Source organism: Nocardioides marmoraquaticus (assembly GCF_054777915.1).
Map to the genome: position 1 here is coordinate 94,185 of NZ_BAAHAA010000013.1, position 16,092 is coordinate 110,276.

General features: G+C 73.6%; 13 protein-coding genes and 1 pseudogene. 5 read left to right on the top strand and 9 right to left on the bottom strand.

Translation table 11 applies throughout. From position 1 onward, the window contains the following. Positions 1-20: 20 nt before the first annotated feature. Positions 21-1,088: a galactokinase gene (gene galK / locus ACYU8I_RS11570; RefSeq protein ID WP_460840847.1), complete on the top strand. Its 1,068-nt coding sequence runs from the start codon at positions 21-23 to the stop codon at positions 1,086-1,088. Positions 1,089-1,260: 172 nt separating this feature from the next. Further along, positions 1,261-2,370, top strand: a complete 1,110-nt coding sequence (locus ACYU8I_RS11575; protein WP_460840849.1) for a ScyD/ScyE family protein — start codon at positions 1,261-1,263, stop codon at positions 2,368-2,370. 50 nt (positions 2,371-2,420) lie between these two features. Here the strand turns inward: ACYU8I_RS11575 and ACYU8I_RS11580 are convergent, their stop codons facing one another. The 3 genes from ACYU8I_RS11580 to ACYU8I_RS11590 form a co-directional block, all read right to left on the bottom strand. Next, positions 2,421-3,728, bottom strand: coding sequence for a DUF2252 domain-containing protein (locus tag ACYU8I_RS11580; RefSeq protein ID WP_460840851.1), 1,308 nt, complete (start codon positions 3,726-3,728; stop codon positions 2,421-2,423). A gap of 101 nt (positions 3,729-3,829) precedes the next feature. Then, entirely contained in the window at positions 3,830-5,044 is a 1,215-nt protein-coding gene (locus ACYU8I_RS11585; protein WP_460840853.1) for an acyl-CoA dehydrogenase family protein, read from the bottom strand. Between the two features lie 50 nt (positions 5,045-5,094). Beyond that, positions 5,095-6,519, bottom strand: a complete 1,425-nt coding sequence (locus ACYU8I_RS11590) for an acyl-CoA dehydrogenase family protein (protein ID WP_460840855.1) — start codon at positions 6,517-6,519, stop codon at positions 5,095-5,097. A 102-nt stretch (positions 6,520-6,621) separates the two neighbouring features. Here ACYU8I_RS11590 and def point away from each other — a divergent pair, with 102 nt between their 5' ends. Further along, on the top strand, positions 6,622-7,248 hold the full coding sequence (gene def / locus ACYU8I_RS11595) for a peptide deformylase (RefSeq protein WP_460840856.1): 627 nt from the start codon (positions 6,622-6,624) through the stop codon (positions 7,246-7,248). 21 nt (positions 7,249-7,269) lie between these two features. Here def and ACYU8I_RS11600 read toward each other — a convergent pair whose 3' ends face one another. The 3 genes from ACYU8I_RS11600 to cobA all read right to left on the bottom strand — a co-directional run bounded on the left by ACYU8I_RS11600 (position 7,270) and on the right by cobA (position 10,910). Then, a complete protein-coding gene (locus ACYU8I_RS11600) occupies positions 7,270-8,772 on the bottom strand; it encodes a sensor histidine kinase (protein WP_460840857.1) in 1,503 nt (500 codons plus the stop codon). Between the two features lie 75 nt (positions 8,773-8,847). After that, entirely contained in the window at positions 8,848-9,657 is an 810-nt protein-coding gene (locus ACYU8I_RS11605; RefSeq protein WP_460840860.1) for a TrmH family RNA methyltransferase, read from the bottom strand. Between the two features lie 2 nt (positions 9,658-9,659). Then, the gene (cobA, locus tag ACYU8I_RS11610) at positions 9,660-10,910 is read right to left on the bottom strand and encodes a uroporphyrinogen-III C-methyltransferase (protein ID WP_460840862.1); all 1,251 of its coding nucleotides are present in this window, start codon (positions 10,908-10,910) and stop codon (positions 9,660-9,662) included. Between the two features lie 101 nt (positions 10,911-11,011). On the opposite strand from cobA, the gene ACYU8I_RS11615 reads away from it, so the two are divergent. Both ACYU8I_RS11615 and ACYU8I_RS11620 read left to right on the top strand, forming a co-directional pair. Continuing rightward, positions 11,012-11,539: a YbhB/YbcL family Raf kinase inhibitor-like protein gene (locus tag ACYU8I_RS11615; RefSeq protein WP_460840864.1), complete on the top strand. Its 528-nt coding sequence runs from the start codon at positions 11,012-11,014 to the stop codon at positions 11,537-11,539. Between the two features lie 118 nt (positions 11,540-11,657). Continuing rightward, positions 11,658-12,614 carry a hypothetical protein gene (locus ACYU8I_RS11620; protein WP_460840865.1) on the top strand — a complete coding sequence of 319 codons (957 nt, stop codon included), beginning with the start codon at positions 11,658-11,660 and terminating at the stop codon, positions 12,612-12,614. A 51-nt stretch (positions 12,615-12,665) separates the two neighbouring features. On the opposite strand, the gene ACYU8I_RS11625 is transcribed toward ACYU8I_RS11620, so the two are convergent. The 3 genes and pseudogenes from ACYU8I_RS11625 to ACYU8I_RS11635 form a co-directional block, all read right to left on the bottom strand. Next, a complete protein-coding gene (locus ACYU8I_RS11625; RefSeq protein ID WP_460840867.1) occupies positions 12,666-14,381 on the bottom strand; it encodes an L-lactate permease in 1,716 nt (571 codons plus the stop codon). An 85-nt stretch (positions 14,382-14,466) separates the two neighbouring features. Beyond that, positions 14,467-15,867 carry a glycolate oxidase subunit GlcF gene (gene glcF, locus ACYU8I_RS11630; protein WP_460840869.1) on the bottom strand — a complete coding sequence of 467 codons (1,401 nt, stop codon included), beginning with the start codon at positions 15,865-15,867 and terminating at the stop codon, positions 14,467-14,469. A 2-nt stretch (positions 15,868-15,869) separates the two neighbouring features. Next, positions 15,870-16,092, bottom strand: a pseudogene (locus ACYU8I_RS11635) (hypothetical protein); the annotation flags it as partial.

Consider the following 16,092-nt stretch of genomic DNA (forward strand, 5'->3'; position numbering starts at 1 on the left):
CCACCGCCTAGGGTGTGGCGGTGCCGAAGACCACCACGGGCGTCGCGCCCGGCCGCGTCAACCTCATCGGCGAGCACGTCGACTACAACGGCGGACGGTGCCTGCCGTTCGCGCTCGAGCAGGCCACCACCGCCGTGCTGGTCCCCCGTGACGACGACCGGCTCGGTGTCCGCAGCGGCGACCTGCACTGGGAGGGTCGCGTCGACGACCTCGGCGGGGCGCCGTCGTGGGCGACGTACGTCGCGGGCGTCTTCGTCACCCTCGACGTGCCCGGCGGGTACGACGTCGAGGTCTCCAGCACCGTGCCGATCGGCGCCGGCCTGTCCAGCTCCGCCGCCCTCGAGTGCTCGGTCGCCGTCGCGCTCGACGCGGCCGCCGGTCTCGGTCGCACGCGCGGCGAGCTCGTGGAGGCCTGCGTGCGCGCCGAGAGCGAGGTGGTCGGCGCCCCCACCGGCGGTCTCGACCAGGCCGTCTCGGTGCACGGCGAGGAGGCCCACGCGCTGCTCCTCGACTTCGCCACGGGGGCGCAGGAGCAGGTGCCGTTCGACGCGGCGGCCGCCGGTCTCGCCGTGCTGGTCGTCGACACCCGGGTCAGCCACGAGCTCACCGACGGCGGCTACGGCTCCCGGCGCGACGAGGCGTGGGAGGCCGCCCGGCAGCTGGGCGTCCCGCACCTCTCCGCGGCCAGTCCCGAGGCCGTCGACGACCTGGCCGAGCCGCTGCGCCGACGCGCCCGCCACGTCGTCACCGAGGTGCGCCGGGTCGACGACTTCGTCGCGGCTCTGCGCGCCGGCGAGTGGGGGTCGCTCGGCCCGCTGCTCGACGCCTCCCATGCCTCGCTGCGCGACGACTACGAGGTCTCCTGCGAGGAGCTCGACGTCGCGTGCGACGCGGCCCGGGAGGGCGGCGCCGTGGGCGCTCGCATGACGGGCGGCGGCTTCGGCGGGTCCGCGATCGCCCTCGTGGCGGTCGACCGGCTCGACCAGGTGCGGTCCGCGGTCGCGACCGCGTTCGCGGAGCGCAACTGGGGCGAGCCCGACTTCTTCGTCGGACGTCCCGGCCCCGGCGCCCGCGTCGTCACCGCCTGACCCACCCGGGAGGGCACCTCGCGGCCCGGCTCCTCCGGCTTTGCCGGACCTGCGGCGGTCCACTGGTCCACGTCCGGACCCCGGCGCGCTAGACCGCTCCGGGTTGTGGCGTGCGCGATGGCACTTGATGTGCCGGACTGTCCCTTCGTCCAGCTCCGGGGAGGAGACCCACATGCCCACCACCCGCCCACCGAGACGCCGTACGACGCTCGGCGCGCTCGCCGCGAGCGCCGCCCTCGGCCTCGGCGTCACCTCAGGTACGGCTGTCGCCGCGCCTGCCGGCGACCGGCCGAGCCCGACCGAACGAGCCCCGGGGCGGGTCGTCGCCGACGGCCTCGCCACACCGTTCGGGATCGCCCCCGCGCGCTCCGGGTCGCTCGTCGTGGCCCAGGCCGCCGCCGGTGAGGTCACCCGGATCGGCCGGCGTGGCGTGACCACGACGGTCGTGAGCGGCGTCCCCGGCGTGGCAGGCGTGGCCTCGCGCGGCAGGTACGTCTGGAGCGTCCTCGGGGGTCCGCAGGAGGACGCGCCCGACGAGAAGCAGCTGAGGGTCGCACCGGGTGCCGCGCGGGGGGCGGCGCCCGTCTTCGGGCCCACGTCGGTGCTGCGCACCAACCTCGACACCGGTCGCACGGTGAAGATCGCGGACCTCGAGGCCTACGAGCTCGCGAAGAACCCCGACGGCCAGACCCAGTTCGTCGGCGGCGCCCCCGTCGACGCCCTGTCAAACCCGTTCAGCATGACGCTCACCCCGCGCGGCCTCCTCGTCGCCGACGGAGGCGCCAACGACGTGCTGCGCATCGACCCCTGGAGCGGCAAGGTCAGCACGTTCTACGTGCCGCCCAACGCCACCACCCCCGAGTGCCTCGGTGAGGACGCGCAGGCGAACCCCGGCACGGTGGGCTGCGACTCCGTGCCGACGGGCGTCGACTTCCGCGGGGGCTCGGTCTACGTCAGCACGCTCGGTTCCGGGGCCCCGGGCGCCGGAGCGATCTACAAGCTCTCCGACCGGACCAGGAAGCTCCAGCGCGCCTGGAAGGGCCTGGAGTCGCCCACCGGGGTCGCGGTCGGTCCCGGTGCCGTCTTCTACTCGCAGGTCTTCGGGGGCGGCAGCGGCAGGATCGTCCGGGTCGGCAACGCCGCCCGGGTGAGCGAGGCGAGCTACCCCACGCCCACGGGCCTGCTGCACGCCCGCGGCCGGCTCTTCGCCAGCGTCGGCAGCCTGTCGCCGTCCGGCTCGGTCGTGGTCGTGCCCCGCGAGGCGTTCGGCGCACCACGCTGAGCGACCGGCACGCGGCCTGACCCGGGGTCGCCGCGACCGGGCCCTCGGGCTCAGGTCGCGGCGACCCCGATGCGTCCGGCCCGGAAGGCGTCGACGAACAACGCGTGGTCGGCGCGCACCGTGGCGGCGTACAACGCGGCGAACTCGACGAGGTGGTCGGCGAAGGCCCGCCGGCGGCCCTGCAGGCTGGCCACCACGGCCTGCTCGACCTGGAAGTCGACGAGGTCCTGGTCGCTGTCCTCGTCGGCCGCGCAGTGCACCTTGGCCGTGGCCCGGCCGAGCAGGTCGACGACGGCCGCGATGTCGCTCGGCTCGGTGAGGTCGTCCCAGGCAAGGTCGACCTCGTACGGCGAGACCTCGGCCACCACGAAGCCGACGCCGCCGATCTCGGTGTGGCCGAGCAGCGGGTCGGTGTGCACCTGCAGCGCCCGCTGGCTCACCACCGTGCGGTGGCCCTCGTGGTGGAAGTAGGCCTCGACGGCACTGCGGTCGACGAAGCGGCTGACCGCCGGCACGTTGGCCTGCTTCATCGAGAGCACCACGTCGTTGTCGAGAGCCTGGCTGTAGCCCTCGACGAGCAGGTTGTACGCCGGCAGCCCGGCGCTGCCGATGCCGAAGCCCGACTTGCCGACCACGTCGCGCAGGTCGTAGAACAGCTCGCGGTCGAAGCGCTTCGAGGTCGGGATCGTCTCCAGGTAGCCCTCGAACGCCTGCTGCACGGCACGCAGCTCGCGCTTGCCGAGCCGGCGCACGGTCGGGTGGTCGCTGAAGCGACGGGCCCCCTCCTCGACCACCGTCATGGTGTCGAGCAGGTCGGCGCGCCGGATCGAGCGGGCCGCGACGAGCGCGAGCTGCACCGGGCCGTCGGTGTTGTCGAGGTGCAGGCCGAAGTCGTCGTCCTCGCCGGTGCCGGCGTAGTGGTCGACCTGGGCGAGGTAGGCCCGCAGGTAGCGGCGGACGAGTCGCTCGACCTCCGCCTCCGGCAGCGCCTTCTGCCACCCCACCAGGGCGAGGCTGGCGGCGAAGCGACGCAGGTCCCAGGTGAAGTGACCGATGTAGGCCTCGTCGAAGTCGTTGACGTCGAAGACGAGGCGGCCGTCGGAGCTGAGGTAGGTGCCGAAGTTCTCGACGTGCAGGTCGCCGTGGATCCAGATGGCCCCGCTGCGCTCGTCGACCCACGGGTCGTCCGCCGCGGTCTGGTCGGCGTAGAACAGGCAGGCCGAGCCGCGGTAGAAGGCGTGCGGGTCGGCCGCCATCTTGCGGAACTTGCCGCGGAAGGCGACGGGGTCGGCCCGCACCAGCGGGGCGAAGGCGTCGTGGAAGGTCGAGACGATCAGCTCGGTGCGGTCGCTGCTCACCCCGGCAGCATGGCACCGCCGGCCTCGTGCGTCAGCGATGCCACGAGCCCGCCGCTCCCCGGGGCGGGGGGCGGCGGGCTCGTGGCGCGGACGCGCAGGTGCTACTTGAGCTCGGCGGAGCTCAGCCCGAGCAGACGGCGGGCCACGATGAGCTGCTGGATCTGCTGGGTGCCCTCGAAGATGTCGAGGATCTTGGAGTCACGGCCCCACTTCTCGAGCAGCTCGGACTCGGAGTAGCCGAGGGTGCCGGCGAGCTCGACGCAGCGCAGCGTGACCTCGCTGCCCATGCGGCCGGCCTTGGCCTTCGCCATGGACGCCTGCATCGAGTTGGGCTGGCGGTTGTCGGCCATCCAGGCCGACTGCAGCGTCAGCAGGTAGGCCGACTCGAACTCCGCCTCGAGCGCCAGGAAGGTCGCCGCGGCGGCCGACTGGTTGAGGCCCGGCCGGTCGTAGTCGACCTCGACGCCCGCGTCGCGCAGCAGGTCGCGGGTCAGGTCGAGCGCCGCACGGGCGCACCCGAGCGCCATCGCCGCCACGAGCGGGCGGGTGTTGTCGAAGGTCGCCATCGCGCCCGCGAAGCCCTGCTTGGTGTCGATCTCGGGCGAGCCGAGGAGGTTCTCCGCCGGGACGCGGCAGTCCTCGAAGATGATGACGGCGGTGTCGGAGGCGCGGATGCCGAGCTTGTGCTCGAGGCGCTCGACCCGCATGCCGGGGGTGCCCTTCTGCACCACGAACGACTTGATCGCGGCACGCCCCTTGGCCTTGTCGAGGGTCGCCCACACCACGACGCTGTCGGCCCGGTCGCCGGAGGTGACGTAGATCTTCTCGCCGTTGATGACGTACTCGTCGCCGTCCTTGACGGCCGTGGTCGTGATGTTGGCCGAGTCGGAGCCGACGCCGGGCTCGGTGATCGCCATCGCGGCCCAGGTGCCGGCGAAGCGCTCGAGCTGCTCGTCGTCGGCGACCGAGGCGATGGCGGAGTTGCCGAGGCCCTGACGCGGCATCGACAGCAGCAGCCCGACGTCGCCCCAGCACATCTCGAGCACCGACAGCACGCTGGCGAGGTTGGCGCCGTTCTTGTTGCCGGGCTTCTCGTCGGGCTTGTCGCTGCGACGTACGCCGCTCGCGCCGGCGCCGCCGGTGGCGCCCGACTCGCTCACGCCGTCGATCATCGCGGCGAGCATGTCGAGCTCCTTGGGGTAGGCGTGCTCCTGCTCGTCGTACTTGCGCGAGATCGGCCGCAGCATGTTCATCGCGACCTGGTGGGCCTGGTCGATCAGCGGGCGGTGCTTCTTGGGGGTCTCGAGGTTGATCATCGTGTGCTCCTTCGTGGGGGTCCTGGTGGTCGGGGCGGCGGCCGGTCGCCTCAGACCAGGACCACTCCCTCCATCAGGCCGACGGCACGCAGGTCGCGGTACCAGCGCTCGACCGGGTGCTCCTTGACGAAGCCGTGGCCACCGAGCAGCTGCACGCCGTCGAGGCCGATGCGCATGCCGTGCTCGGAGCACAGCCGTCGTGCCAGCGCGATCTCCTTGGACGCGTCGCGGCCCTGGGCGACGAGCGACGCGGCGCGCCACGTCGCCAGGCGCATGCCCTGGAGCTCGATGCCGATGTTCGCGACCATGAAGGCCACCGACTGCCGGTTGGCGATCGGCTCCCCGAAGGCCTCGCGATCCTTGACGTAGGGGATGACGTAGTCGAGGACGGCCTGGCCGGTGCCGACCGCGAGGGCGCACCACGCCAGGCGGGAGAAGCGCACGCAGTCGACGTAGTCGGACGGCTCGCCGAGCAGCGCGATGGCCTCGACGGCGACGTCGTCGAGCACGAGCCTGGAGAGGCTGGCGGCGCGCAGGCCCATGGACGGGTCGGACTCGACGGTGACGCCGGCGGTGCCCGACTCCACGACGAAGAGGCGAGGCTCGCCGTCGAGCAGGGCGCCGACGACGAACAGCTCGGCCTTGTCGCCGCGGACCACGGCCGACTTGCTGCCGTTGAGCACGAAGCCGTCACCGCGTCGCTCGGCGGTGGTGGCCGGGTCGAGCGGGTCGAAGAGCGGGCGCGGCTCCGACAGCGCGAGCGCTGCCGCCGGCACCTCCTGGCCGGTGAAGTGCGGCAGGTAGGTCTGCTGCTGCTCCTCGGTGCCCCACAGCGAGATCGCGGTGGCCACCGCGCCGGGCGCCAGGGCGGCGACGGCCAGGCCCATGTCGCCGTGCGCGAGCGCCTCGTGGACCAGCACGCCGCCGACGGCGGAGCGCTCGGTGGCGATGCCCTCGAGCTCCTCCGGCACGCCCAGGATCGGCAGGCCGATCTCCAGGGTGGCCTTGAGCAGCTCCTCGGGGGCCGCGCACTCCTCGTTGGCCGCGGAGGCGGCGGGTCGCACGACCTCGTCCGCGAACTCCCTCACGACGTCGGCGATCATCTGCTCGTCCTCACCGGGGGTGAGGTCGAACTGGTCGATGCGCTTCGCGCTGGGCACCCGGTTGCCACCGCTGCGCTTGCCGGCGCGGGCGAAGGTGCGGCCCACGGTGCCGGCGGTGCGGAAGCCCGCGCTCGTCACCTTGTAGACGCCCTGCTCGGTCTGCTTGCGGATGCCGAGCCGGTCCATGATGTCGCTGGAGGCCAACCGGTTGAGCGCCGCGATGGCGAGGCCCATCGGGTCGCGGGTCTCGCCGTCGGCGAGGCCGTGCCGGCCGCCCGCGCGCAGCAGGGTCCAGGACAGTCGCAGCGGCGACGCGGCCTGGTCGCCCGTGCCCGAGGTGGTGTCGGCCGTCTTCGGGGTCGTGGAAGCCATGACTCCGAATGTAACTGCGAGTTACACATCGCGCCACAGGCCCTGCGCGTGTCCGAGGTCACGCGCCCCCGCGCCGCCCCGCGGGGGTCCTAGGATCGGCCCATGCGTGAGACCAGCGACCTGCCCGCGGCCCCCGGCTCGGCCGAGCTGCCGACCGGCGGCACCGTGCTGCCGATCACGCGCTGGGGCACCGAGGTGATGCATCGCCCGGCGCGTCGGGTGACGACGTACGACGCCGACCTGGCGCGGTTGGTGACCGACATGGTCGCCACGATGTACGCCGCCGACGGTGTCGGGCTGGCGGCGTGCCAGGTCGGCGTCGACCTGGCGGTCTTCGTCTTCGACTGCCCCGACGGCGACGGCCTGATCCACCGCGGCGTCGTGTGCAACCCGGTGCTGGAGGTGCCCGAGGGCCGCGACCGGCGCCTCGACGACGACGACGAGGGCTGCCTGTCCTTCCCTGGCGGGTTCGTGCCGTGCGCCCGGCCCGACCACGCCCGCGTGACCGGCACCGACCACACCGGCGCCCCGGTCGCCTTCGAGGGCGACGGCCTGCTGGCGCGCTGCCTGCAGCACGAGACCGACCACACCCGCGGCACCGTCTTCGGCGACCGGCTCTCGGCCAAGGTCTTCAAGAAGCTGCGCAAGCAGGTCGAGGCCGAGGCCGACGACTTCCCGCTCGACTGGCCCGTCGGGGCCGCGCCGCAGCCCCAGGCAGGCCGAGCCTGACCCGCGCCCGGGGTCCCGCCCTCAGGGTCCTGACGGGTCGGGGACCGGCTCGGTGGCGGCGCGAGGGTCGGGAGACGTCGCCGCAGGCAGCGTGACGGTGACCCGGGTGCCCTCGCCGACCGCGCTGCGGATGTCGATGGCGCCGCCCTGCTGCTGCACCAGGTCGCGGGCGCTGGCCAGGCCGAGCCCGGACCCGCCGTCGTCGGTGGCCATGCGACCGCGCTCGAACTGGTCGAAGATCGACGACAGGTCGTCGGCGTGGATCCCCCGGCCGTGGTCGGAGACGGTGATCACGACGTCGCCGCCCGTGCGCCCGAAGCCGACCTCGACGCGGACGTCGGGCTCGGAGTACTTCAGCGCGTTGACGACCAGGTTGGTGACCACCCGGGTCATCGCCTCCCCGTTGGCCCGGGCGAGCGAGACGGCCGGCTCGACGACGACGCGCCCCTCCGCGGCGGGGCCGAGCGCCAGCACGGCACGCCGCGCGACGTCGGCCACGTCGATGTCGTCTACCTGCACGTCGGCGTGGGCGACGCGCTGCTGCGCGAAGTCGACCAGCCCCTGCACCATCGAGAGCAACCGGTCGGCCCCGGCGTCGATCCGGTCGAGCAGGTCGTCGCGCAGGCCGGGGTCGTCGCCCGCCTCGCGCAGCGCCTCGACGAAGCCCTTGATGACCGTCACGGGCGTGCGGAAGTCGTGGGTGAAGCTGGCGTAGAAGGTGTCCTGTGCCTCTTCCAGGCGCTTGACGTCGGTGCGGTCACGGGTGACCTTCGCGTAGCCGGTGAGCCGGCCCTGGGCGTCGTGCAGCGCGGTGATGGTGACGTCGGCCCAGAACCGCGAGCCGTCACGGCGCACGCGCCACCCGGTGCTGTGGACCCGGCCCCGCCGGCGGGCGGCCTCGAGCAGCCGGGCCGGCAGACCGTCGCGCTGGTCCTCCGGCAGGTAGAACATCGCGAAGGAGCGGCCCACCGCCTCGTCGGCGGTGTAGCCCTTGAGCCGCTCGGCGCCGAGGTTCCAGGTCTCGATGGTGCCCTGCGGGTCGAGCGCGATGATGGCGTAGTCGACGACCTGGCCGACGAGCAGGCGCAGCCGCTCCTCGCTGTCGCGCAACCGCACCTCGAGGTCGTGCTGTGCGGTCAGGTCGCGGGTCACCTTGACGAAACCGGTGGGGCGGCCCTCGGCGTCGTGCAGCGCGGTGATGACGACGTCGGCCCAGAACTGCCGGCCGTCCTTGCGCACCCGCCAGCCGCTGTGCGCGACGTGACCCTTGGCGCGGGCCTCACGCAGCAGGTCTCCCGGCAGGCCCAGGCGGCGGTCCTCCGGGGTGTAGAACACGGTCCAGCTCCGCCCGACCGTCTCGTCGGCGGAGTAGCCGTTGACCACCTCGGCGCCGGCGTTCCAGCTGGTGATGGTGCCCTGCAGGTCGAGACCGATGACGGCGTGGTCGGAGATCTGGTCGACGAGGGCAGCCAGCATCTCGACGCGCGCAGGGGCGTCGCCCGCTGCTGGGTGCTCGGGGACCACGGGGCCAGGGTAGGCGCGACCAGCCCCTCGTGACACCCGGACCGCGGAGCGCGCCGCTCCCCCGGCGCGCGATGGTCAGCCGGAGCGGCGTACGGCGACGTAGCACGCGACCGCCGAGGCGGCGGCGACGTTGAGCGAGTCGACGCCGGCCGCCATCGGGATCACGGCCCGGCGCTCGCAGGCGGCCTGCCAGCGCGTCGAGAGGCCGTGCCCCTCGCTGCCGAGCACCAGCGCGAGCCGGTCGGCGCCGTCGACGGCCTCGTCGACCGGCACGGCGTCGGGGGCCAGGCAGAGCGCCACCGTGCGGTAGCCGCGGCGCGCCAGCTCGTCCATCGCCCCCGCCCAGTCGTCGAGACGTGTCCAGGGCAGCGAGAAGACCGTGCCCATCGCGACCTTGACCGCTCGTCGGTACAACGGGTCGGCGCAGCGAGGTGACAGCAGCACGGCGTCGACGCCCAGGCCGGCTGCGTTGCGGAGCACCGCACCGACGTTGGTGTGGTCGACGACGTCCTCGAGCACCACGACCGTGCGCGCGCCGTCGAGCACCTCGTCGAGCGACGGCAGCGGCTCGCGGTGCAGGCTCGCCAGCGCGCCGCGGTGCACGTGGAAGCCGGTCACCTGCTCGGCGAGCCGCTCCTCGACGACGTAGCAGGGCACGTCGTGGCGCTCCAGCACGTCGGCGAGCCCGTCGAGCCAGCGCGGGGCCATGAGGAACGACCGGGGTCGGTGGCCTGCGTCGACGGCGCGTCGCACGACCTTCTCGCCCTCGGCCAGGAAGAGCCCGTGCTCGGCCTCCAGCGAGCGCCGCAGCTGCACGTCGCGCAGGTCGCGGTAGTCGGCGAGGCGGGGGTCCGCCGGGTCGTCGACCTCGACCAGCCGGGCCACGGCTAGCGGGCCGCGACCGAGGGGTGGGCGACGCCGACGACCTCGCCCACCACGATGATCGCCGGCGGCCGCACCGACTCGGCCACCAGCGCGTCGGCGAGCCCGCCGAGCGTGGTCAGCACGGTGCGCTCGGTGGGCATGGAGCCGTCGCAGACGACCGCGACGGGCGTGTCGCCGGCGCGCCCGCTCTCGAGCAGGGCGGCCGCGATGGCCGGGGCGTTCTCGACCGCCATCATCAGCACCACGGTGCCGCGCATGCGCGCGAGCGCGTCCCACTGCACCAGCGAGTCGGGGTGGCCGGGCGGCAGGTGGCCGCTCACCACCGTGAACTCGTGGGTCACGCCGCGGTGCGTCACGGGGATGCCCGCGAGGGCCGGCACGGCGAGCGGGCTGCTGATGCCCGGCACCACCGTCACCGGCACGCCCGCGGCCTGGCAGGCCTCGATCTCCTCGTAGCCGCGCCCGAAGACGAAGCTGTCACCACCCTTGAACCGCGCCACCCGGTGACCGGCGAGCGCCTCGTCGACGATGACGCGGTTGATCTCCTCCTGCATCGCCGAGCGCCCTCGGGGCAGCTTGGCGACGTCGACGATGCGGGTGCTCGCGGGCAGCTCGGCCAGCAGCTCGCGGGGCGCGAGCCGGTCGGCGACGACGACGTCGGCCTCCATCAGCGCCTTGCGGCCGGCGACGCTCACCAGCTCGGGGTCGCCCGGTCCGCCGCCCACCAGGACGACGCCCGGCCCGGCGTCGCGGCGCGCGCCCGCGGCCAGCCGGCCCTCGCGCAGCGCCGTGACGACCTCGTCGCGCAGCGCCGCATGGTGCATCGGGTCACGATCGGCGGCCCCCGTCGCCATGACGGCCACCGTGTCGCCGTGGTGCCGCCCGACCGCGGGGGTGTACGCCGTACCGCTCGCGGCGTCGTCGGCCCGCACGCACCAGGTGCGTCGCTCCTCGGCCAGCCGGCTGACCAGGGCGTTGACCTCGGGGTCGTCGGTGGCGGCCAGGGCGTACCAGACCTCGTCGAGGTCGCGCTCCTCGAAGCCGCGCTCGTGCCAGGTGATCTCCCCCGCCCCGGCCAGGCCCTCGATCGCGGGCGTCACGGCCGGCGACACCAGACGCACCTCGGCGCCGGCGGCGATGAGGGTCGGGACCCGGCGCTGGGCGACGTTGCCGCCGCCCACGACCAGCACGGGACGTCCGGCCAGGCGCAGGCCCACCGGGTAGGTCGGGTAGTCGGTCTGCTCGCGCACCACGCGCCCATTCTCGGGGGTCGGCTCTCGCGCGGCGCACCGGGCGTCGCACCGTGGACGGTGCACGCGCGTGCTCGCGCCCAGCGGGTGGGTACGTCCCGCGCATGAGTCTCGACCGACCCGTGCACCCCGACCCCTACGAGTTGCTGCCGCAGGTGCCGTCGTTCACCGTCACCAGCGACGACGTGACCGACGGGCAGCCGATCAAGGACGACCAGGTGGCCGCCGAGGGCAACACCTCGCCGCAGCTGTCCTGGAGCGACGCCCCCGAGGGCACCAAGAGCTTCACCGTCACCTGCTTCGACCCCGACGCCCCCACCCCGTCGGGCTTCTGGCACTGGGTCCTCGTCGACCTCCCGGCCGACACCACCTCGCTGCCCACCGGCGCGGGCGCCGCCGACGGCGACCTGCCGGCCGGCGCCTTCATGTGCCGCAACGACGGCAGCAGCAAGGACTTCATGGGCGCCGCCCCGCCCGAGGGCGACCAGCCCCACCGCTACTACTTCGTCGTCCACGCCGTCACCGAGGAGCAGCTCGGCGTCGACTCCGACGCCTCCCCCGCCGTCGTCAGCTTCAACCTGGCCTTCAAGACCGCCGGCCGCGCGATCCTGCACGGCACCTACCAGCACTGATCAGCTGATCGGGGAGGATCTCCCGCACCTGGTGCGGAGGATCCTCCCCGATCCGCGTCGTCCACAGGCGCGCCGAGCAGCGCTGGCCAGCACCGCGACGGCGGGGCACCGTGGCGACGTGCTGGAAGCCCTGCGACGACTGCGAGCCGAGCAGGACGGTGTCGTCAGCCGCCGTCAGCTGCTCGACATCGGCGCCACCGATCCCGACGTCGACCGCTGGCGACGTCGGCGTCTGCTCACGACCGTCCACCCGGGGGTGTACGTCGACCACACCGGCCCGCTGGCCTGGACTCAGCGGGCCTGGGCCGCGGTCCTCGCCGTCGAGCCCGCTGCCTTGGCGGGTTCGTCGGCGCTGCGGGCCGAGACCGGCCCCGGACGGCGTGACCACGAGGACGACGGGCCCGTCCACGTGGCCGTGGACCACACCCGTCGGGTGACGCCACCCGAAGGCGTGGTCGTGCAGCGCGTCCGCGGGCTCGACGAGCGGGTGCGTTGGGCCGGGCGCCCGCCACGGGTACGGGTCGAGGAGGCCGTCCTCGACGTCGCCCAGGAGGCCGCCACCGACGACGCGGCGATCGCGGTCCTGGCCGATGCGGTGCAGGCGCGGCTGACGACGGCTGCGCGTCTCGCCGACGCCCTGGCGGCCCGCTCGCGCGTACGTCGCCGAGCGTTCCTCCGCTCGGTGCTCGGCGACGTCCTGGCCGGGGCCTGCTCGGTCCTGGAGCACGCCTACCTGCGCGACGTCGAGCGAGCGCACGGCCTGCCGCGCGGTCGGCGGCAGGCACCCACGACGGCCGGACGGCCCGGGTTCCGGGACGTCGTCTACGACGCGCTGGGGCTGGTGGTCGAGCTCGACGGGCGGCTCGGTCACACCCGTCACGCCGATCAGGACCGTGACCTGGAGCGCGACCTCGACGCCGCCACGGTCCTGCTCCGCACGCTGCGGCTCGGACACGGCCAGGTGGTCGGGCGGCCGTGCGAGACCGCGGCGACCCCGGGCCGCATCATGCGGGCCCTGGGGTGGGACGGCGTCGTCCGCGCCTGCACACGCTGCCCCGCGCCGGTGGCCGCCTGATCGGGGAGGACCGTCCGCACCTGGTGTGCAGGATCCTCCCCGATCACCACGTCACGGGTTGCCGACGACCATCCAGCCGAGCACGGGGGTCGACTGCAGGCCGACGAGGACGCACATGCCGAGCAGGAGCACGAGCGACCAACCGATGACCTTGCGGAAGATGTCGCCCTCCTTGCCGGCGAGGCCGACGGCGGCGGCGGCGATCGCCAGGTTCTGGGGGCTCACCATCTTGCCGAGCACGCCGCCCGAGGTGTTGGCCGAGGCCATGAGCACCGGGTCGAGGCCGGCCTGGGCGGCGGTCTGCACCTGCAGCGCGCCGAACAGCGCGTTGGCGGAGGTGTCGGAGCCGGTCACGGCGACGCCGATCCAGCCGAGGATGGGGCTGAGCACGGCGAAGAAGGCGCCCGTCTGCGCCAGCCAGGCACCCAGCGAGGTCGTCATGCCGGAGAGGTTGAGCACGTAGGCCAGGGCGAGCACGGCCATCACCGTGACGATGGCCCACTTGAGCTCGGCGTAGGTCTTGCCGTAGGTGCGCAGCCCCTCGGCGGGCGAGACCTTGAGGATCAGCATCGTGACGAGCCCCGCGATGATCATCAGGGTGCCGGCGGCGGGCAGCCAGTTGAAGGTGAAGTTGGTCGTCGCGACCGGGTCGCCCGCGGGGTTGAGCACCTCGAGGCCGGGCCAGGCGAAGACCGTCGTCCAGGGCTCCTCGGCGAAGAACGCCTTGACCGCCGGGATGTTGGTGATCGAGAAGATGGCGATGATGACGAGGTACGGCGCGTAAGCCTTGGCGATCTCGCCACGGGTGTCGTCGACGGCCGCGTCACCGGTCGCCACCGCGCCGCCCGAGGTCGCTCCGGTGCCCGAGCCGCTGCTGCGGGCGACCTCGCGGTCGCCGGAGTCGGCGGCGGTGATCACCTCGGCGGGCTGCCACACCCGGGTCAGCCCGACCACGGCGACGGCGCCGGCGAGCGCCGCGATGATGTCGGCCAGCGGCACCGAGATGAAGTCGGCGGCCACGAACTGGGCGAGGCCGAAGGCGGCACCGGCCGCGAGGGCGGGCAGCCACGTCTGGCGAACCCCACGCTTCCCGTCGACGATCAGCACGAGGATGAGCGGCACGAAGATCGCCAGGATCGGGGTCTGGCGCCCGACCATGGCGCCGAGGGTGTCGACGGCGATGGAGGACTCGAGACGGGGGTCGTCGCTGACGCCCGAGGTGACGGCGCCGAGGGTGACGATCGGGGTGGCGAGCGCGCCGAAGGCGACCGGTGCGGTATTGGCGACCAGCGCCACGACGGCGGCCTTCATGGGCTCGAAGCCGAGGGCCAGCAGCATCACGACCGTGATCGCCACCGGCGTGCCGAACCCGGCGAGCGCCTCGAGCAGCGCGCCGAAGCAGAAGGCGATGATGATCGCCTGGATCCGCTGGTCGGGGCTGACCTTCTCGAACGACCGCCGCAGCACGTCGAAGTGCCCGCTGGCGACGGTGAGGTTGTAGACCCAGATCGCGTTGATGACGATCCACAGGATCGGGAAGAAGCCGAAGACCGCACCCTGGGAGGTGGCGAGCAGCGCCTGGCCGACGGGCATCCCGAAGAGTGCGATCGCGAGCACGATCGACACGACCAGCGACACGAGGCCGGCCTGCCACGCCTTCATCCGCAGCACGCCGAGCAGCACGAACAGCGTGATCAGCGGTACGGCGGCCACGAGCGCGCTGAGCGTCAGCGAGCCGCCGACGGCCTCGAGGTCCTGCTGGAACATGGGTCCTCCCAAGAGGGGTGTGGTGCCGCGTCGGGCTCGGCGGCAGGTCGGGCAGCGGTGGTGCGGGTCGTGCGGTGGTGCAGGGTCAGCGGTCGGGCAGCAGCGCGCTCACGGGCGCACCGTGGATCGAGGCGTCGAGCACCTCGATGGTGTGGGCCATGCCCATCGGGCGGGTGCCGTTCTGCTCGGCGTGACGCTCGAGCGCGGAGGTCACCTGCATCAGGCAGCCGGGGTTGGCGGTGACCAGCAGCTCGGCACCGGTGCTGACGATGTTGGCGGCCTTGCGGTCGCCCAGCTCCTGGGCCGGCTCGGGGTTGAGGATGTTGTAGATGCCGGCCGAGCCGCAGCAGATGTCCGCCTCGGGGATCTCCTTCAGCGTCAGGCCCGGGATGTCGGTCAGCAGGTCGCGCGGCTGCGTGCGGATGCCCTGGGCGTGCGCGAGGTGGCAGGCGTCGTGGTAGGCGATGGTGACCTCGAGCGGGTGCCGCTCGGCCCGCGACCCGAGCTCGAGCAGCACCTCGGAGACGTCACGGGTCTTCTCGGCAAAAGCCCGGGCGCGCTCGGCGTACGCCGGCTCGTCGGCGAGCAGCTCGGCGTACTCCTTCATCGTCGAGCCGCACCCGGCCGCGTTGACCACGATGCGCTCGACGCCGGCGTCGTCGAAGGCGTCGACCAGGGCCTTGGCGAAGGCCTTGCCCTCGGGCTCGCGGCCGGCGTGCACCGACAGCGCGCCGCAGCAGCCCTGGTCCTGCGGGACGACGACGTCGCAGCCCTCGGCCCGCAGCACGCGGGCGGTGGCGGCGTTGACGCCGGGGAAGAAGGCTCCCTGCACGCAGCCGACGAGCATGCCGACGGTCATGCGCCGCTCCCCCAGCGCCTCGATGTGGGCCGGGAGCGGCATCGGCTTGCCGAGGCGGGGCGCGAGCTTCTCCATCGCCGCCAGCTGCGGCGCGAGCCGCTCGAGCAGGCCGGTGCGGCGTACGGCCTTGTCGAGGCCGGTGCGCTGCATCAGCTTGAGCGGGCCGCGCGCCAGGCGGAGCCGCTTGGGGTGTGGGAAGAGCGAGAAGATCAGGCCACGCAGCGCCTTGTCGGCGACGCCGCGGTCGTGGTTGCGCTCGACCTGGGCGCGGGTCTGCTCGATGAGCCGGTCGTACTGCACGCCCGACGGGCACGCGGTCACGCAGGCCATGCAGCCCAGGCACGCGTCGAAGTGGCCGACCATCTCGTCGGTCATGGGCTCCCCCTCGAGCCCCTCCTTCATCAGGTAGATGCGGCCGCGGGGGCTGTCCATCTCCTCGCCCCACAGCACGTACGTCGGGCAGGTCGGGAGGCAGAACCCGCAGTGCACGCAGTCGCCGATGAGGGCGGCGTCGGGCGGGTGGTGCTCGTCGAAGGCGCCGGACGCCAGCTCGCCGAGCACGTCCTGCGGCTCGACGACGGCACCGGTCTCACCGCCGGGAGCGGGACGGTCGATCTCCTGCGTCACGGTCAGATCCCTCCTACGAATCGGCCCGGCGCGAGGCGCCGGTCGGGGTCGAACTCGCCCTTGACGCGCTGCATCAGCCGCAGCGCCGGGACGGGGCCCCAGGTGTCGACGACCTGCTTGACCTCGGCCGGGGCGTCGAGCACGACGGCGGCGCCGCCGCGCGCGGTGCACACGGCGCGGAGCCGCTCGGTCGCGGCGGCGGCGTCGGACGGGGCGACGACAGCG